Origin of the sequence: Puerhibacterium puerhi (assembly GCF_009846865.1) — a bacterium.
Taxonomy (GTDB): Bacteria; Actinomycetota; Actinomycetes; order Actinomycetales; family Cellulomonadaceae; genus Puerhibacterium; species Puerhibacterium puerhi.
In genome coordinates this window covers 1-17,419 of sequence record NZ_WUWN01000054.1, presented here as the reverse complement: position 1 = coordinate 17,419, position 17,419 = coordinate 1, and the positions used below count along the sequence as shown (strand labels likewise).

Annotated in this window: 19 protein-coding genes and 1 pseudogene; 11 read left to right on the top strand and 9 right to left on the bottom strand. The window is 75.8% G+C overall.

Annotated elements, in window-relative coordinates:
* A partial coding sequence (gene sepH / locus GSF02_RS16860) for a septation protein SepH (RefSeq protein ID WP_159798537.1) occupies nucleotides 1-758 on the bottom strand: 758 nt, incomplete at its 3' end.
* Nucleotides 759-947: 189 nt separating this feature from the next.
* Between sepH and GSF02_RS16855 the strand changes: the two genes are divergently transcribed.
* From GSF02_RS16855 to GSF02_RS16845, 3 genes are all read left to right on the top strand, one after another.
* The gene (locus GSF02_RS16855) at nucleotides 948-1,622 is read left to right on the top strand and encodes a trimeric intracellular cation channel family protein (RefSeq protein ID WP_408003911.1); all 675 of its coding nucleotides are present in this window, start codon (nucleotides 948-950) and stop codon (nucleotides 1,620-1,622) included.
* Nucleotides 1,619-2,515, top strand: a complete 897-nt coding sequence (locus GSF02_RS16850; protein ID WP_159798535.1) for an inositol monophosphatase family protein — start codon at nucleotides 1,619-1,621, stop codon at nucleotides 2,513-2,515. The genes GSF02_RS16855 and GSF02_RS16850 overlap by 4 nt, the downstream gene beginning before the upstream one ends.
* A 280-nt stretch (nucleotides 2,516-2,795) precedes the next feature.
* Nucleotides 2,796-3,095 (top strand): DUF4193 domain-containing protein, encoded by a 300-nt coding sequence (locus tag GSF02_RS16845; protein WP_159798534.1) that lies wholly within the window; start codon nucleotides 2,796-2,798, stop codon nucleotides 3,093-3,095.
* Nucleotides 3,096-3,273: 178 nt separating this feature from the next.
* Here the strand turns inward: GSF02_RS16845 and GSF02_RS16840 are convergent, their stop codons facing one another.
* Nucleotides 3,274-3,741, bottom strand: a complete 468-nt coding sequence (locus GSF02_RS16840; RefSeq protein ID WP_159798533.1) for a DUF3093 domain-containing protein — start codon at nucleotides 3,739-3,741, stop codon at nucleotides 3,274-3,276.
* A gap of 69 nt (nucleotides 3,742-3,810) precedes the next feature.
* Here GSF02_RS16840 and dut point away from each other — a divergent pair, with 69 nt between their 5' ends.
* From dut to GSF02_RS16820, 4 genes are all read left to right on the top strand, one after another.
* Nucleotides 3,811-4,293 (top strand): dUTP diphosphatase, encoded by a 483-nt coding sequence (gene dut, locus GSF02_RS16835; protein ID WP_235915651.1) that lies wholly within the window; start codon nucleotides 3,811-3,813, stop codon nucleotides 4,291-4,293.
* Nucleotides 4,294-4,435: 142 nt separating this feature from the next.
* Nucleotides 4,436-5,188: a DUF3710 domain-containing protein gene (locus GSF02_RS16830; protein ID WP_159798532.1), complete on the top strand. Its 753-nt coding sequence runs from the start codon at nucleotides 4,436-4,438 to the stop codon at nucleotides 5,186-5,188.
* A gap of 14 nt (nucleotides 5,189-5,202) precedes the next feature.
* Nucleotides 5,203-5,571, top strand: a complete 369-nt coding sequence (locus tag GSF02_RS16825) for an OB-fold nucleic acid binding domain-containing protein (protein WP_159798531.1) — start codon at nucleotides 5,203-5,205, stop codon at nucleotides 5,569-5,571.
* Nucleotides 5,568-6,320, top strand: coding sequence for a DUF3159 domain-containing protein (locus GSF02_RS16820; protein ID WP_235915650.1), 753 nt, complete (start codon nucleotides 5,568-5,570; stop codon nucleotides 6,318-6,320). The genes GSF02_RS16825 and GSF02_RS16820 overlap by 4 nt, the downstream gene beginning before the upstream one ends.
* Nucleotides 6,321-6,322: 2 nt before the next feature.
* On the opposite strand, the gene GSF02_RS16815 is transcribed toward GSF02_RS16820, so the two are convergent.
* Entirely contained in the window at nucleotides 6,323-7,105 is a 783-nt protein-coding gene (locus tag GSF02_RS16815) for a potassium channel family protein (protein ID WP_159798530.1), read from the bottom strand.
* Entirely contained in the window at nucleotides 7,105-7,758 is a 654-nt protein-coding gene (locus GSF02_RS16810; RefSeq protein WP_159798538.1) for a potassium channel family protein, read from the bottom strand. Before GSF02_RS16810 ends, GSF02_RS16815 begins: the two co-directional genes overlap by 1 nt.
* Nucleotides 7,759-7,852: 94 nt before the next feature.
* Between GSF02_RS16810 and GSF02_RS16805 the strand changes: the two genes are divergently transcribed.
* Nucleotides 7,853-9,856: an APC family permease gene (locus tag GSF02_RS16805; protein ID WP_159798529.1), complete on the top strand. Its 2,004-nt coding sequence runs from the start codon at nucleotides 7,853-7,855 to the stop codon at nucleotides 9,854-9,856.
* A 55-nt stretch (nucleotides 9,857-9,911) separates the two neighbouring features.
* Nucleotides 9,912-11,219, top strand: coding sequence for a class I SAM-dependent RNA methyltransferase (locus GSF02_RS16800; RefSeq protein WP_159798528.1), 1,308 nt, complete (start codon nucleotides 9,912-9,914; stop codon nucleotides 11,217-11,219).
* Nucleotides 11,220-11,294: 75 nt separating this feature from the next.
* Here GSF02_RS16800 and GSF02_RS16795 read toward each other — a convergent pair whose 3' ends face one another.
* From GSF02_RS16795 to GSF02_RS16785, 3 genes are all read right to left on the bottom strand, one after another.
* Nucleotides 11,295-11,498, bottom strand: a complete 204-nt coding sequence (locus GSF02_RS16795) for a hypothetical protein (protein ID WP_159798527.1) — start codon at nucleotides 11,496-11,498, stop codon at nucleotides 11,295-11,297.
* Between the two features lie 82 nt (nucleotides 11,499-11,580).
* The gene (locus GSF02_RS16790) at nucleotides 11,581-12,264 is read right to left on the bottom strand and encodes a hypothetical protein (protein WP_159798526.1); all 684 of its coding nucleotides are present in this window, start codon (nucleotides 12,262-12,264) and stop codon (nucleotides 11,581-11,583) included.
* A complete protein-coding gene (locus GSF02_RS16785; RefSeq protein ID WP_159798525.1) occupies nucleotides 12,261-12,950 on the bottom strand; it encodes a DUF5701 family protein in 690 nt (229 codons plus the stop codon). Before GSF02_RS16785 ends, GSF02_RS16790 begins: the two co-directional genes overlap by 4 nt.
* Before the next feature lie 366 nt (nucleotides 12,951-13,316).
* Between GSF02_RS16785 and GSF02_RS16780 the strand changes: the two genes are divergently transcribed.
* Nucleotides 13,317-16,136: an aconitate hydratase gene (locus GSF02_RS16780; protein WP_159798524.1), complete on the top strand. Its 2,820-nt coding sequence runs from the start codon at nucleotides 13,317-13,319 to the stop codon at nucleotides 16,134-16,136.
* A gap of 118 nt (nucleotides 16,137-16,254) precedes the next feature.
* On the opposite strand, the gene GSF02_RS16775 is transcribed toward GSF02_RS16780, so the two are convergent.
* Nucleotides 16,255-16,698, bottom strand: coding sequence for a DUF1801 domain-containing protein (locus tag GSF02_RS16775; RefSeq protein ID WP_159798523.1), 444 nt, complete (start codon nucleotides 16,696-16,698; stop codon nucleotides 16,255-16,257).
* A gap of 101 nt (nucleotides 16,699-16,799) precedes the next feature.
* Here GSF02_RS16775 and GSF02_RS16770 point away from each other — a divergent pair, with 101 nt between their 5' ends.
* Nucleotides 16,800-17,153: a hypothetical protein gene (locus GSF02_RS16770; RefSeq protein WP_159798522.1), complete on the top strand. Its 354-nt coding sequence runs from the start codon at nucleotides 16,800-16,802 to the stop codon at nucleotides 17,151-17,153.
* A 56-nt stretch (nucleotides 17,154-17,209) separates the two neighbouring features.
* Here GSF02_RS16770 and GSF02_RS16765 read toward each other — a convergent pair.
* Nucleotides 17,210-17,419, bottom strand: a pseudogene (locus GSF02_RS16765) (phosphotransferase); the annotation flags it as partial.

The window sequence follows — 17,419 nt, the reverse complement described above, 5'->3', positions numbered from 1 at the left end:
GGCGCGGGCGCCCCGAGCGGCACGTCGCCGCCCGGCGCCGACGGCGCGAACGGGCGCGAGGCCGGGCGCTGCCCGCGGCGCCCGGCGAGGTCGTCGAGCAGCAGCGTCGTGTCGTCGTCGAGCGTCGCGGGCCCGCGGCGCGCGGAGAGCGACGGCACGCCGCGCAGGTCGGGCGTCAGCGGGTCGTCGGGCTGCCCGAGCCAGCGGGCCTCGTCGTCGAGCGGCGTCACCACGCGGCCGCGCAGGTCGAACGTCCAGCGGGCGGAGCGCTCGCGGTCGCCCGCGGCGAAGCGGACCTCCACCACCCAGGGCGCGGTGCCCTCGCGGCGCGCGCTCCAGGTCGCGTCGTCGGCCGGGACGCCGCGGGCGGCCAGGCGGGCGTCGGCGATCTCGCCCAGCTCCTTGGCACCGTCGAGGCCCTGCACCTGGTGGGCGCGCACGAGCCCGATGACGTGCTCGCGCTCGGCGACCACGGGGTGCTCGAAGCGGCGCACGTGCTCGACGTCGACGCCGGCCTCGGCGGCGAGCTCCTCCGCGGACGCGCCGGCGCGCATGCGCGTCTGCAGCTCGCGCGGGCTCAGGGTGGCGGTCGCGGCGCCGGCCGTGGCCGGGCGGGGATCGGGGCGCCGGTCCGGGCGCCGCGCGACGGCGGCGCGCAGGGCGTCGGTGACCGCGAGGACGTGCTCGGTGCCGTGGTCGTCGGCGAGCACGAGGTGCTCGCCGTCCTCGCGGACCCTCACGAGCCGGAGCTCCGCCATGGTTCCTCCCTCGGCAGGATCGTCGACCACCCTGCACCTGCTGACATGTCCCCCCGAGCGTGCCACCGCCCCGCCGTCCCGCGGCGCAACCGCGCCGGTGTGCCGCCGATCGGCACCGCGCGGACGCCGCCGTGGGCGCCGGCGGGCGCTGGACGCGCGACCGCCCGCGCGCGGGGGAGGATGGCGGGCGTGGACCTCCTGCACGACCTGCCCGTCGACGCCGCGCTCGAGCTCGCCGGGGTGTTCGTCGCCGCCCTCTCCGGGGGGCTGGCGGCCGTCCGCAAGAACTTCGACGTGTTCGGCGTGCTCGTGCTCAGCTGGGCGACCGGGCTGGGCGGCGGGATCCTGCGCGACGTGCTGATCGGCGCGACGCCGCCGGTCGGGATCGCGCGCTGGCCGCTCGTGGTGGCGGCGCTCGCGGCCGGGCTGGTGATCTTCTTCCTCCACCCCCGCCTGGAGCGCATGCGCCGGGCCGTCATCGTGCTCGACGCCGCCGCGCTGGCGCTGTTCGTGCTCCTGGGCACGACCAAGGGGCTGGAGTACGACGTGGGCCTGCTCGCGGCGGTCGTCGTCGGCGTGCTCACCGGCATCGGCGGCGGGATCGTGCGCGACCTCCTGGTCGGGGAGGTGCCGCTCGTCCTCGCCGACCGCCAGCTGTACGCGGTGCCGGCCCTGGTCGGGGCGGCCGCCACGGCGGCCCTGTGGCACGCGGGGCTGCTCAACGTCGGCACGCAGGCGCTCGTCGTGGTGGGCATCCTCGGCTTCCGCCTGCTGTCGCTGCGGCTCGGCTGGGTGGTGCCGGGCGCCGACTCGCGCTGGTCCGGGCGCTGGGGCAGCCGCGGGCAGGGCAGTATGGGCGGGTGAGCACCTCCGCGCCCGAGCCCGCCGCCCAGACCGTCGCCGAGGCCGCCCCCGTCCCGCCCCTGCCCGCCGGCACCACCGTCGCCGGCCTGCGCGACCTCGCGGTGCGGCTGGCGACCGAGGCCGGCGAGCTCGTGCGCACCGGGCGCCCGGCCCGGGTGACCGTGGCCGCCACCAAGTCCTCCGACGTCGACCCGGTCACCGCGATGGACCGCGCCTCCGAGGCGCTGCTGCGCCGCCGGCTGGCCGAGGCACGGCCGCAGGACGGCATCCTCGGCGAGGAGGGCGACGACGTCGCGGGCACGAGCGGCCTCACCTGGGTGCTCGACCCGATCGACGGCACCGTCAACTACCTCTACGGCGTGGCCTCCTACGCGGTCTCGGTGGCCGTCGTCGCCGGACCGCCCGACCCCGAGCGCTGGACCGTGCTCGCCGGCGCCGTCCGCTCCGTGGTCGACGGGCGCACCTGGTCCGCGGGGCTGGGGGAGGGCGCCGCGCGCGACGGTGAGCGGCTGTCCGCCGGCGGGGCGGCGAGCCTCGCGACGTCCCTCGTGGGCACCGGCTTCGGCTACGCCGCCGGGCGCCGCGCCGCCCAGGCGCGGGTGCTCGGCACCGTGCTGCCGCGGGTGCGCGACATCCGGCGGCTGGGGTCGGCGGCGATCGACCTGTGCCTCGTGGGCGAGGGCGCGCTCGACCTGTACTACGAGCGCGGCCTCAACCCCTGGGACCTCGCGGCGGGCGCGCTCGTGGCCGCCGAGGCGGGCGCGGTGGTGACCGGGCTGCGCGGGCGCCGCGCCGGCGCCGCCATGACCGTCGTCGGGGCGGCGCCGGTGGTCCACGACCTCGTGGCGCTCCTGGAGGAGGCCGACGCCGACGCGGCGGACGCCCCCGCCTGAGGGTGCCCGGCGGTCCCTCGCCACCACCGGCCCGCCGGGTCCGGCGAGGCGGTCCGGGGTGCTGACACGAGGCGGTTCGAAGGTGCCTGGGGCGACCGTTCTGAGACGCTGCTCACACCTGCATCCGCGCAGGTGAGAGAGATGTGACGCACCACGCCGGACAGGATCTCGCGTACGTGACGCGAATGGTGCACAATCCCTGCGCCGACCGGGAACAAAACTTGGTCGCCGAGCATTACCTGCGCGTACGGACACCGAGACACGGAGCGTGACCCCACAGATGGCAACCGACTACGACGCCCCCCGCAAGAACGACGAGGACGTGGAGCAGGACTCGATCCAGGAGCTCCAGGCTCGTCGTTCCGACAAGTCGTCGGGTGTCGTCGACGAGGACGAGACGGAGGCCGCGGAAGGCTTCGAGCTTCCGGGCGCCGACCTGTCCGGCGAGGAGCTCACCGTGCGCGTCCTGCCGCGCCAGGCGGACGAGTTCACCTGTTCGAACTGCTTCCTCGTCCACCACCGCAGCCAGCTGGCCTACGAGAAGAACGGCCAGATGATCTGCACCGAGTGCGCCGCCTGACGACACCCTGAACTGACCGGAGACCGGACCTGGTCTGACAGACCTGATCTGACAGGCCTGATCCAACAGACCTGGTCCGGCCGGTCCCGCAGCGACCGGCACGAGGCCGCCGCGCCCTGGGCGCGGCGGCCTCGTGCGTCTCCGGCACCCGCCCGGCGCGCGGGCCGCGGCGTGCGGGTCAGGCCGCGGCGGCGTCCCGCGCCGCGGCCACGGCCTGCGCCAGCAGCTCGGGGTGGCGCGTCGAGACCAGCCAGTACGGCGTCGGGTCCGCCGGGTCGTCCAGCTCGACCCGCACGCCGGTGCGCGCCCACGTGCGCAGGCACACGTACGCCCGGGCGTCGAGCACCGGCCCCAGCTCCTCGCGCATCCGCTCGGCCGTGAGCGGGACGACGTCGCCGAGCAGGCGGGCGGGCACGTGCGCGCGGCCGGCGCGCAGCTCGCCGTCGCGCACCTCGACCACGGGCGAGGCCGCGAGCAGCGCCGCCACGCCCGCGGCGGCCACCACGGCGCCGACGGCCACGGCCGCCGGCGTGCCGAACGGGGCGGCGACCAGACCGAGGACCAGGCCGAGGCCGACCGCGGCGGCCAGCACCGCCGGTCCCGGGTGCAGGCGCTCGCGGTGGGCGGGGACGGTGGCGTCGCTCATGGGCACGATCATCCCAGGTGGCGGCCGTGGCCGTCCCGGCCCGGCGCCCGCGGCGGCTAGGCTGCCCGCGTGCCGCAGACCGACCTGCCCGACGGGACCACCGTCGACGTCCTCATCCGCCTGCTCGACGACGCAGCGCCGGTTCCCGCCTACGCCCACCCGGGCGACGCGGGCGCCGACCTCGTGACCACCGTCGACGTGGAGATCCCGCCCCAGGGCCGCGTGGTCGTGCCGACCGGCGTCGCGATCGCCCTGCCGGACGGCTACGCGGCGTTCGTGCACCCGCGCTCCGGGCTGGCGGCCCGCCACGGCCTGACGATCGTCAACGCGCCCGGCACCGTGGACGCCGGCTACCGCGGCGAGATCAAGGTCACGCTGCTGAACACCGACGTCGCCGAGCCCGTCCGGCTGCAGCGCGGCGACCGCGTGGCCCAGCTCGTCATCCAGAGGGTCGAGCGCGCGCGGTTCCTGCGCGCGGAGACCCTGCCCGGGTCGCACCGCGGCGAGGGCGGGTTCGGCTCCAGCGGGGGCTGGGCGGCGGCGCAGGCCTGAGCCGCCCTCCCGGCCGCCGCCGGCCGGGAAGACCCGGGTCGCGGGCAGCGTTGAATCTCTGTCCTGGCCTCGGGCTACTGTGGACACGTACGGCCTGCCGGGCACGCGCCCGGCAGGGGCGAGAGAGTGAAGGAGGCCCCCCGTGGGTCTGTTCCGGCGCACCGCGTCGAAGGGGACGCCGCAGGCGTCCGAGCCTGCCGAGCAGCCGCAGGACGTTGCCGTCCCGGCCGGCGAGCCGGCCGAGGGCACCACGGCGGCCGAGCCGGCAGAGCCGGCCCGCGGCCCGTTCGACGCCTCGCAGGTGTCGAGCATGGGCCCGCGCGTCGACCTCGGCGCGATCTGGCTGCCCGTGCTGCCCGGCCTCGAGCTGCGCATGGAGATCGACAAGCGCACCCAGAAGGTCACCGGTGTCTCGGCCACCCTCGGCGGGTCCGGGCTCCAGGTCCAGGCGTTCGCCGCCCCCCGCACCGCGGGCATCTGGGACGAGGTCCGCGAGGAGATCGCGGCGTCCGTGACGAAGCAGGGCGGCACCGTCGACGACGTGCCCGGCCCCTTCGGCCGCGAGCTCATCGCCCGCATCCCCGCGACCACCGCCGACGGCCGCCAGGCCGTGCGGCCCGCCCGGTTCGTCGGCGTCGACGGGCCGCGCTGGTTCCTGCGCGGCGTGCTGACGGGCAAGGCGGCCGTCGACGCCGCGGCCGCCCGGCCGCTGGAGTCCGTCTTCGCCGGCGTCGTGGTGGTCCGCGACGGCGCGCCGCGCCCGCCGCGCGACCTGCTGACGCTCACCCTGCCCAACCAGGGCCGCAAGCCCGAGACGGCGACCGAGGGCCTGGCGCCCGAGACGCCGTCCTTCGACCCGCTGACCCGCGGGCCCGAGATCACCGAGATCCGCTGAGGGATCGAGCACCGATGTCACTGCGCACCGCCGTCCAGCACGTGCTGGCCTCCGCCGACGACGTGGCGGCCGTCGAGGAGCGCGACGAGGCCGCCAAGTACCGCGGCTGCAGGGCCGTGGCCGACCTCGCCGCGCGCTCGCGCGGCACGGCCGCGGGCGTGCTGCGCTCCGTGGTCCTGCGCCCGCGCGAGGGCGTGCCCGCCGTCGAGGCGGAGCTCTACGACGGGTCCGGGTCGGTCGACCTCGTGTGGCTGGGACGGCGCTCGATCGCCGGGATCGAGCCCGGCCGCCGCGTCAAGGTCGAGGGCATGGTCTGCGACGTCGAGGGGCGGCGCACCATGTTCAACCCCCGCTACGAGCTGCGCCCGCGGGCCGGCGAGTGAGCGAGCAGCAGCCGCCCGCGCCGCCGGCGGCCCCGCAGGACCCGCCCGCCGCCGGCGGTGGCGGGCTGCGCGCCGTGACCGCCGAGCAGTTCTCGTTCGCCGACGCCGTCGGCGGCGTGCGCGGCGTCGTCGAGGCGGTGGCCCCGGGCCTGGTCTTCGTCGTCGTGTTCGTCGCGTCGTCGAACCTCGCCTGGTCCCTCGGCGCAGCGGTCGCCGCCGCCCTGGTCGCCGTCGTCGCCCGGCTGGTGCAGCGCACCCCGGTGACGCAGGCGCTCGGCGGCCTGCTGGGCATCGCCGTCGGCGTCGTCTGGGCCTGGCGCTCGGGGGAGGCCGAGGACTTCTACGTCTGGGGCCTGGTGACGAACGCCGCCTACCTCGCGGCGGTGCTGGTGTCGATCCTCGTGCGCTGGCCCGTCGTGGGGTTCGTGGTCGAGGCGCTGCGCGCCGGGTTCAGCGCCGACCAGGCGCGGGCCCGGGCGGCCGGCGGCACGAGCCCGTTCGCGGGCGTCACGGCCTGGCGCCGCGACCCGCGGCTGGTGCGCCGCTACGCCCTGGCCACCTGGTTCTGGGTGGGGCTGTTCGCCGTGCGCCTGGCCGTCAAGGTGCCGCTGTACCTGTCGGACGAGGTGGGCTGGCTGGGCACGGCGCACCTGGTCCTCGGCGTCCCGCTGTGGGGCCTGGTGCTCTGGCTCACCTGGGCGGTCGTGCGCCGTCCGCACCCGGCGGCCGGCGCGCCGGCCGCCGGCTGACCTCAGCGCTCGCGCGCGCCGTCCCCGCCGTCGGACGACGGCGAGCTCTGCGGCTGCAGCGCCAGCCCGGCGTCCGCGGCGTCGGCGGCGTCGGCGGCGGCACCGGGCTCGGTGACGTCGGCGGTGCCGCGCACCAGCAACCGCTGCAGCGCCCCCTCGTCGGCCTCCCGCCCGGTGACGATGAGCAGCTCGTCGCCGGCCTCGAGGGTGTCGTCGATCGACGGGGCGATGGGGGAGGTGCCGCGCACGATCGCGGCGAGCACCGTGTCCGCCGGCCAGCGCACGGCGCCCACCCGCGTGCCCACCAGCGGCGAGCTCTCCGGCAGGGTGAGCTCGAGGATGTCCGCGCCTGACTGGTGGAACGTGAAGATCCGCACCAGGTCGCCCACGGCGACGGCCTCCTCGACCATCGCCGTCATGATGCGCGGCGTCGAGACGGCGACGTCCACGCCCCACGAGGCGTCGAACATCCACTCGTTCTTGGGGTTGTTGACGCGCGCCACGGTGCGCGGCACCCCGAACTCCGTCTTGCACAGCAGCGAGAACACGAGGTTCGCCTTGTCGTCACCGGTGGCCCCGACGACCACGTCGGCCTCCGCGACCTGGGCGGTCTCGAGCGTGGGCAGCTCGCACGCGTCGGCGAGCAGCCAGTCGGCGTCGGGCACCTGGGCCACGCGCATGGCGGCGGGGGACTTGTCGACGAGCACCACCTGGTGGTCGTGGGCGAGCAGCTCGCGGGCGATGGACCGCCCCACCGAGCCGGCGCCGGCGATGACGACGCGCATCAGTCCTCCTTCAGGTCCGGCGCGTGGGTGAGCAGCCGCTCGACGGTCGCGGCGTCCTCGTCCCGCATCAGCACGTGCAGCACGTCGTTCTCCTGCAGCACGGTGTCGCCGGTCACGAGCACGCCGTCGGTGTAGCGGGACAGGAACGCGACGCGCGCCCCGGTGACCGCCTCGATGCGCCGCACGCTGTGGCCCGTCCAGCCGGGGTGGTAGTCGACCTGCGCCAGGCGCACCTGCCCGGACGGGTCGCGGTACTCGTCGGTGGCGCCGAGCGGCAGCATGCGCCGCAGCACCTGGTCCGACGTCCAGCGCACCGTGGCCACCGTGGGGATGCCGAGGCGCTGGTAGATCTCGGCGCGCTGGGGGTCGTAGATCCGCGCCACGACCTTGTCGACCCCGAACGTCTCGCGGGCCACGCGGGCGGCCAGCACGTTCGAGTTGTCGCCGTCGGACACGGCCGCGAACGCGTACGTGTCCTCGATGCCGGCCTGGCGCAGGGTGTCCCGGTCGAAGCCCACGCCGGTCACGCGCTGGCCCTCGAACTCGGCGGGCAGGCGGCGGAACGCGTCGGGGTTCTGGTCGATGATCGCCACCGAGTGCCCGCGGGCCTCGATCCCCTGCGCGAGCGTGGCTCCCACGCGGCCGCAGCCCATGATCACGAAGTGCACGAACGGAACGCTACAACCTGGGGGAGGACCTGGTGGTGCGTGAGGCGCGAGCGCTCGGGACGCGCCTAGAGTTCTTCTCGTGTCAGACATCGCGGACGTCGCCAAACGGCTTCTCCTCGGGCGTCCGGTCCGCAGCGAGAAGCTCGGCCACACCCTCCTGCCGAAGCGCATCGCGCTGCCGATCTTTGCGTCGGACGCGCTGTCGTCCGTGGCGTACGCGCCGGACGAGATCCTCCTGACCCTCGCCGTCGCCGGGATCGCCGCGACGGCGATCTCGCCGTGGGTCGGCCTGGCCGTCGTCTTCGTGCTCCTGGTCGTCGTGGCCTCCTACCGCCAGAACGTGCACGCCTACCCGTCCGGCGGCGGCGACTACGAGGTGGCCACCACCAACCTCGGCCCGGCGGCGGGCCTCGGGGTCGCCTCCGCGCTGCTGGTCGACTACGTGCTCACCGTGGCGGTGTCGATCTCGTCGGCCGCGCAGTACGCGGCGTCGGCGATCCCGGCGCTGCGCGGCCACGAGACGAGCGCGGCCGTGATCGCCGTGGTGGTGCTGACGGTGATGAACCTGCGCGGCGTGCGCGAGTCGGGCACCTTCTTCGCGATCCCCACCTACCTCTTCATGGCCCTGATCGGGCTCATGGTGGTGACCGGCGCGGTCCGCTACCTCGCCGGCAACCTGCCCGCGGCGGAGTCCGCGCAGTTCGAGCTCGTGCCGTCGGCCGCCTACGACCAGGGGCTCATGGGCCTGGCCGGCGCGTTCCTGCTGGCCCGCGCGTTCGCCTCCGGGTGCGCCGCGCTGACCGGCGTGGAGGCCATCAGCAACGGCGTGCCGGCGTTCCGCAAGCCCAAGTCGCGCAACGCGGCCACGACGCTGCTGCTGCTCGGCACCATCTCGGCGACGATGGTGATCTCGATCCTCGTGCTGGCGCAGGCCACCGGCGTGCACTACGCGGCCGACCCGCAGGCGCAGCTCACCCTGGACGGCGGCCCGATCCCGGCCGACTACGACCAGCACCCGACGATCGGCCAGCTCGCCCAGGCGATCTTCACCGGCTTCCCCCCGGCGTTCTACGCCGTCTCGGCGATCACGGGCCTGATCCTCGTGCTCGCCGCGAACACCGCCTTCAACGGGTTCCCGGTGCTCGGCTCGATCCTGGCCAAGGACGGCTTCCTGCCGCGGCAGCTGCACACCCGCGGCGACCGGCTCGCGTTCTCCAACGGCATCCTCACGCTGGCCGCCGCGGCGGTCGTGCTCATCCTCGCGTTCGACGCCGAGGTCACCCGCCTCATCCAGCTGTACATCGTGGGCGTGTTCGTGTCGTTCACGCTCAGCCAGCTCGGGATGATCCGGCACTGGACCCGCGAGCTCAAGCGCCAGCCCGACCCGCGCACCCGCGCGCGCATGAAGCGCTCGCGCGTGGTCAACGGCGTCGGCCTGGCGTGCACCGGCTCCGTGCTCGTGATCGTGCTGCTGACCAAGTTCACCCACGGGGCGTGGATCACCATCCTGGCGATGGCCGCGCTGTTCGTGCTCATGCGCGGGATCCGGGCGCACTACGACCGGGTGCGCGACGAGCTGTCGCTCGACGACGTCTCCGCGGCGCGCGCCCTGCCGAGCCGCGTGCACGCGCTCGTGCTGGTCTCGAAGATCCACAAGCCGACCATGCGGGCCCTCGCCTACGCCCGGGCCTCGCGCCCGTCGGTGCTCGAGGCCGTCACGGTGGGCGTCGACGCGGACGAGGTGGCCGACCTGACCCGCCAGTGGGAGGCGCTCGACCTGCCGGTGCCGCTGCGGGTGCTCGACTCGCCGTACCGCGAGATCGGCCGGCCGATCCTCAAGTACGTGCGCTCGATCCGGCGCGAGTCGCCCCGCGACCTCGTCGTGGTCTACATCCCCGAGTACGTCGTCGGCCACTGGTGGGAGCAGCTGCTGCACAACCAGTCGGCGCTGCGCCTCAAGGGGCGGCTGCTGTTCACGCCCGGGGTGGTGGTGGCGTCCGTGCCGTGGCAGCTCGCCTCGACCGCCGGGCAGACCGGCCTCGAGGGCGAGGACTACGTGGAGGGTCGCCTGCGCCGGTACTGAGCGGGGCGCCCCGCCGGCGTGCGACCCCGGTCGCCGGTCGGGAGAGAATGGTCCGGTGCCCCGACCCCACCGTTCCGCGCCCCGCCTCCGCCCCGCCGACACCGAGGCAGGTCGCGAGCTCGAGCTCGTCGTCGGCCCCGTCGCGCACGGCGGGCACTGCGTCGCCCGCCACGAGGGGCGCGTGGTGTTCGTGCGGCACGCGCTGCCGGGCGAGCGGGTGCGCGCCGTCGTGACCGAGGGCGGGTCGCGGTTCTGGCGCGCGGACGCCGTGGAGGTGCTCGACGCCTCGCCGGACCGCGTGGCGCCCGCGTGGCCCGCCGCCGGCCCCGGCGGCGTGGGCGGCGGCGAGCTGTCCCACGTGGCCCTGCCCGCGCAGCGGCGCTGGAAGGCCGCCGTGCTGGCCGAGCAGCTGGCGCGGCTCGCGCGCCTGGAGCGCGACGTCGTGGTGGAGGCCGCGCCCGGCGACGACGAGCGGGGCGGCCTCGGCTACCGCACGCGCATCGACCTGGTCGCCGACGGCGAGGGCCGCGCCGGCATGCGCCGGTTCCGCTCGCACGACGTCGTGCCGCTGGACGGCATGCCGCTGGCCACCGAGGCGGTCGGCGCCCTGGCCGAGGCCGAGGGCGTGTGGTCGCGCCGCTGGCGGCCGGGTGCGGAGCTCGAGCTCGTCGCGCCCGCCGGCGGCGGCGACCCCGTGCTGCTGGTCGACGGCGCGCCGTGGCACCGCGGCCGCGCCGACACACGCCCCAACGCCCGCCGCGCCGTCACCGAGGCGGTGACGGTCACGGCCGGGGCCGTCGCCGGGCAGGAGTTCCGCTACCGGGTCGCCGCCGACGGGTTCTGGCAGGTGCACCGGGCGGCGCCCGCCGTCCTCGCCGACGCCGTGCTCGCCGCCGTCGGCGACGTCTCCGGCGCGCGCATCCTGGACCTGTACTCCGGCGCGGGCCTGTTCACGCTGCCGCTGGCGGTCGCGGCGGGGGAGTCCGGCAGCGTCGTCGCCGTCGAGGGCGACGCGCGCGCCGTCAAGGACGCCCGCCGCAACGCCCACGCCCTGCCGCAGGTCACGCTGCACCTCGGTGCGGTGGACCGGGTGCTCGCGGGCACCGACGCGGCCGGGGCGGACGTCGGCGGCGCCGACGTCGTCGTGCTGGACCCGCCGCGCGCCGGCGCCGGCCGCGCCGTCGTCGAGGCGATCGCCGAGCGGGGGCCGGGCACCGTGGTCTACGTGGCCTGCGACCCGGCCGCGCTCGCGCGCGACCTGGCCTACTTCGCCGACCGCGGGTACGAGCTCGACGACCTGCGCGGGTTCGACCTGTTCCCGCACACCCACCACGTGGAGGCCGTGGCCGTCCTGCGCCGGTGAGAGGGCCGGTGTGAGAGCCGGTGAGAGCGCCGGTGTGAGCGCCGGCGACGGCGGGGCCGCGGCCCGCGCGGCGGGTCAGGCGTAGTAGCGCACGTCGAGCTGGCGCCGGCCGCCGTCGTCGTCGGTGACCTGGACGATGTACTGGTCGACGGGTGGCAGGCGGCCCTCGCGGCGCTCGCCGGCCAGCACGACCGCGGCGTCGTCGTCGCTGGCGGCCCGGAACGAGTGCACGTCGTCCGGGCCGTCGGTCCGCAGGGCCTCCACGCGATAGGTAGCCATGGCCCACCGTAGGCACGGACCCGCCGGGCTCGCCGCGGCGGCCCGGGTCCGTGCCCACGGCGGCCCGGCGGCTCCGGGACGGTCAGATCCGGGCGAGCAGGGCGGCGATCGCGCCCGCCACGGCGTCGGGGTCCACGAGCATGTGCAGGTGGCCGCCGACGAGCTCGTCGGTGGGCCAGCCCGCCCCGCGCGCCCGCTCCAGCTCGTCGGCGTACGTGCCGCCGAAGGCGAGGTACGCGTTGCGCCCGCCCGCCCACCCGGCGGTCACCGGCAGGGTCGCGTCGAGGTAGGTCGCCGGGAGCCGGCGCGCCTGGGCCTCGACCGCCCGGAGCGTCGCCTCGTCCGGCACCAGGGCGCGCACGTCTGCCTCCGGCCACCAGGCGGTCCACGGCGGCAGCAGCCCGGCGTCGTCAGCCCGACGGCGCAGGCCCGCGCGCAGCCCGGGCGCCACGAGCGCGGCCTCGCCGGACGCCGGCGGCAGCGCGGCGTCGACGAACACCGTGCCCGCCGGCGGCAGCACCGCGGCGATCGCCGGGACGTACAGCCCGGCGTTCGAGTGCGGCACGAGCACCGTGGGCTCGTCGTCCGGGAGGGCCTCCTCGAAGCCGTCCAGCACCTCTGCCGGCATGGCGCCGCGCACCGGCGCCACGCGGGTGCGCCAGCCGTGGCCCTGCAGCCGCTCGGCCACGGGCTCCCACACCGCCGGGCCGAGGAACGGGCTCGGCAGGAACGTCACGGGCGGGCGCTGCGCCGTCGCCGCGGTCACGGCGCCACCCGCCGCGTGGTGGAGCCGAACCCCAGCCAGGTGTGCCGGTTGTTCCACCAGCACCAGCCCACCTTGGGCGCGCCGCGGCGCTCGCGGCCGTCGCGGCCCGTGCCGCCGGAGATCCACAGCGCCGGGGTGCGGGCGTCGTACCGGCCGTCGGGCCGGCGCAGCCGCGAGCCGATCGTCATGTAGCAGACGTTCTTGTCGAGGACCGACGGCGCCTGCAGCGCCCAGTGGATCCCCTCGGCCAGGGTCAGCGGCGTGCGGCCCCGCGCCGCCAGCTCGGCGGCGGCCTCCGCGGGGGACCAGCCGCGCAGGTCGTCGCCGCGGTCCGGCGCGACGACGGCGTAGACGAGGGCGTCGGGCAGCTCGACGACCGGCGCGAACGCGTCGACGTCGGTCATGTCGGTGACGACGAAGCCGGCCCGCTCGCCGCCCTGGCGCCCCGGGGCGGGCAGGCGCAGCAGGGGAGCGAGGCGGGACGGGGGCGCGGCGGCGGGCGCGAGGACCAGCAGCGCCCCCGGCGGGGCGGTCGCGGCGAGCCGATCGGCGGCGTCGCGCAGCGCGGCGGGGGTCACGCCGCCGTCGGCGAGCGCGCCGAGCGCGACGAGGCGCTCGGCCTGCTCGTGCAGCGGCGGCAGGGCCGGCGGCGCGGCCGGCTGCGCCGCGCCGGCGGCGTCCGACACCGCGGAATCGGTCGGCGTCGGGGCCGGCGAGGTCCGCAGGGTCGGCGAGGTCCTCGGGGTCGGCGTGGGGGCGGACGTGGCGGTCGGGCGGGGCGCGGGCATCGGTGTCCTTCCGGTCGGCCGTCGGCGGCCCTGGTCCAACGACCGGACCCGCCGGATGATTCCCGCGCGGGCCGCGGCACCGCCGCCCGGTGCGCGCCCCGGTGGCGGGCGGGTGAGGGGACCCTCAGTATCTTGACGTCAAGATATGTGGGATATGCTGGACGCAGTGCCCGGCCCGGCCGGGTGAGCCCCGAAGCCAGCGTCGGTGTCCCGCGTGCGCGAGCGCACGGCCCGGCGCGCGTCAGCCCCGTTGGAGGAGCCGTAGTGAGCAGCGTGGACACGTTCGGATCGAAGGGAACGCTGGAGGTCGGCGGCAAGGCCTACGAGATCTTCCGCCTCGCGGCGGTCGAGGGCCTGGAGCGCCTGCCCTACTCCCTGAAGATCCTCGCCGAGAACCTCCTGCGGACGGAGGACGGCGCGAACATCACCGCCGACCACGTGCGCGCCCTCGCGTCGTGGGACCCCGACGCGCAGCCCGACACCGAGATCCAGTTCACGCCGGCCCGCGTGATCATGCAGGACTTCACCGGCGTGCCCTGCGTCGTCGACCTGGCCACCATGCGCGAGGCCGTCGCGGCGCTCGGCGGCGACCCGGCCCGCATCAACCCGCTGGCCCCGGCCGAGATGGTCATCGACCACTCGGTGCAGATCGACGTGGCCGGCCGCGCCGACGCGTTCCAGCGCAACGTCGAGCTGGAGTACCAGCGCAACCACGAGCGCTACCAGTTCCTGCGCTGGGGCCAGACGGCGTTCGACGACTTCAAGGTCGTGCCCCCGGGCACCGGCATCGTGCACCAGGTCAACATCGAGTACCTGGCCCGCACGGTGATGACCCGCGAGGTCGACGGCGTGCTGCGCGCCTACCCGGACACCTGCGTCGGCACCGACTCGCACACCACGATGGTCAACGGCCTGGGCGTCCTCGGCTGGGGCGTCGGCGGCATCGAGGCCGAGGCCGCCATGCTCGGCCAGCCCGTGTCGATGCTCATCCCGCGCGTGGTGGGCTTCAAGCTGTCGGGCTCGATCCCGGCCGGCGTGACGGCCACCGACGTCGTGCTCACGATCACCCAGATGCTGCGCCAGCACGGCGTGGTCGGGAAGTTCGTCGAGTTCTACGGCGAGGGCGTCGCCCAGGTGCCGCTGGCCAACCGCGCCACCATCGGCAACATGTCGCCGGAGTTCGGCTCGACCGCCGCGATCTTCCCGATCGACCAGGTCACCGTCGACTACCTGCGCCTGACCGGCCGCAGCGACGAGCAGCTCGCGCTCGTCGAGGCGTACGCCAAGGAGCAGGGCCTGTGGCTCGACCCGACCGCCGAGGGCTACACCGAGCCGGTGTTCTCCGAGTACCTCGAGCTCGACCTGTCGACGGTCGTGCCGTCGATCGCCGGCCCGAAGCGCCCGCAGGACCGCATCGAGCTGTCCGAGGCCAAGGAGTCCTTCGCCTCCGCGATCCTGGACTACGTCAGCCCCGCCGAGGCCGCGGCCTTCACCGGCCTCGACGAGTCGGTCGACGAGACCTTCCCGGCGTCCGACCCGATCGCCGCCTCGGCGCACGACAACCCGTCCGACCAGCCGGTGGCCCCGGGGCACGGCGACTCGGCGAAGCGCCCGCACAAGGTCGTCGACGTCACGCTCGCCGACGGCACGACGACGCAGCTCGACCACGGCCACGTCGTGATCGCCTCGATCACCTCGTGCACCAACACCTCGAACCCGTCGGTCATGCTCGCCGCCGCGCTGCTGGCCAAGAACGCCGTCGACAAGGGCCTGGCCTCCAAGCCGTGGGTCAAGACGTCGATGGCCCCGGGCTCGCAGGTCGTCACCGACTACTACGAGAAGGCCGGCCTGTGGCCGTACCTCGAGAAGCTCGGCTTCCACCTGGTCGGCTACGGCTGCGCCACCTGCATCGGCAACTCGGGCCCGCTGTCGGACGAGATCTCGGCGGCGGTCAACGAGCACGACCTGTCGGTCGTCTCGGTGCTCTCGGGCAACCGCAACTTCGAGGGCCGCATCAACCCGGACGTCAAGATGAACTACCTGGCGTCCCCGCCGCTGGTCATCGCCTACGCCCTGGCCGGCACGATGGACTTCGACTTCGACGCCCAGCCGCTCGGCACCGACACCGAGGGCAACCCGGTGTTCCTCAAGGACATCTGGCCCTCCCCGGAGGAGGTCCAGGCGACGATCGACGCGTCGATCGACCGCGACATGTTCACCAAGGACTACGCGGACGTCTTCGCCGGCGACGAGCGGTGGCGCGCGCTGGAGACCCCCGAGGGCGACACCTTCGCGTGGGACGCCGAGTCGACCTACGTGCGCAAGCCCCCGTACTTCGAGGGCATGGGCGCCACGCCGGAGCCGGTCGCCGACATCTCCGGCGCCCGTGTGCTGGCCAAGCTCGGCGACTCGGTCACCACCGACCACATCTCGCCGGCCGGCGCCATCAAGCCGGACAGCCCGGCCGGCCGCTACCTGGCCGAGCACGGCGTCGAGCGTCGCGACTTCAACTCCTACGGCTCGCGCCGCGGCAACCACGAGGTGATGATCCGCGGCACGTTCGCGAACATCCGCCTGAAGAACCAGCTCCTGGACGGCGTCGAGGGTGGCTTCACCTTCAACTTCGTCAAGGGCGCCCAGGACACGATCTACGACGCGGCGCAGGACTACGCGGCGCAGGGCACCCCGCTGGTCGTGCTGGGCGGCAAGGAGTACGGCTCGGGCTCGTCCCGCGACTGGGCCGCCAAGGGCACCGCGCTGCTGGGCGTCAAGGCCGTCATCACCGAGTCGTTCGAGCGCATCCACCGCTCCAACCTCATCGGCATGGGCGTGCTGCCGCTGCAGTTCCCGGCCGGCGAGAGCGCCGAGTCGCTCGGCCTGGACGGCACCGAGACGTTCGACATCGCCGGCATCACCGCGCTCAACGAGGGCACCACGCCCGCCACGGTGCACGTGACCGCCACCAAGGAGGACGGCTCCACGGTCGAGTTCGACGCGGTGGTCCGCATCGACACGCCCGGTGAGGCCGACTACTACCGCAACGGCGGCATCCTGCAGTACGTGCTGCGCTCGCTGGTGGCCTGAGCCTCGGCGGCACGCACGACGACGGCGCCCCGTCGCTCCCTCGCGGAGCGGCGGGGCGCCGTCGCGCTGCCGGGGCCCGGCGGCCGTCGTGGTCTCCCGGCTCTCCCGCCCGGGCCGCTCAGCCGGTGGTGCCGTCGCGCGGCCCGGACGTGCCGTCGGTGACCGCGGCGTACGAGCGCCGCACGACGTCGGCCAGCACCGCGAGGTCCACCGCGGCGAGGTCCTTGAGGTACAGGCAGCCGACGCCGGTGGTGTGCGGGCCGAGGCGCTCGAGCGCCTCGGCGTGCGCCGCGACGCCGTCGGCGAGGTAGACGGTCGTGGCGCCCGCGCGCGGGGAGAAGGCGGCGGCGGGCGCCTCGCCCTCCTGCCCGCTCGCGTAGCGGTAGCGGTACGCGCCGAACCCGACGATCGAGGAGCCGAACATGCGCGGCTCGCGGCCCGTCGCTCCCGCCATGAGGTCGAGCAGCGTCTCGGCGTCGCGCCGGCGCACAGGGTGCGCGACGGCCGCGACGTACGCGCGGGGGTCGACGTCGGTCCAGGTCGTGGTGGGCGTCCTCGCCATGGGTCCATCCTGCGACCACACCGGTCCGCCGGCGCGGCGGCCCGCTACGGTCCGTGCACGGCCGGGCGCAGCCGGATGCTGCCGAGACGAAGGAGCGCGACGTGCGCAAGACAGTGGTCCACCTGTTCCACGACGACCCCGACTCGCTGGTCACCGGCAGCCGCGTCGCGCAGCGCGTGCTCGAGACCGCCGGCGAGCACGGCGTCGCCGTCGAGGTGTTCTGCTTCGGGCCGGCGCAGCGCCGCCTCGGCGCCGGGGCCTCGGAGGCCGAGCGCACCTTCGACCGGCAGATCGACGAGCTCGTGGCTGCCGGGGTCCGCGTCGGGGCGTGCGTGAACTCCGCCCGCGCCGACGGCACCGAGGACGCGCTGCGGGCCCGCGGGCTGCAGCTGCACGTGGCGCGCGACGAGATCCTGCGGTTCACGCTCGAGGGCGCGACCGTCGTGACCTTCTGACGGGCCCGGCCCCGCGGCCCGGCCCCGCGGCCGGGCGCCGCGGTCCGGTCCCGCGGTCAGGCCCCCGCGGCCAGCTCGCGCAGAGCGTGCTCGCCGATCGGCACGAGCCGCGGGTGCGCGTCCGGGTGGGCCACCATGCTCGCGGCGTACAGGACCGCCCAGCCGCGGGCCCGCGTCCACGTCGCGGCGTCCCAGCCGCGGCCGCCGTTCGCGCGGGCGTCGACGACCGCGCGGCACGCGGAGCGGCCCGCGGCGTCGAAGGCGAG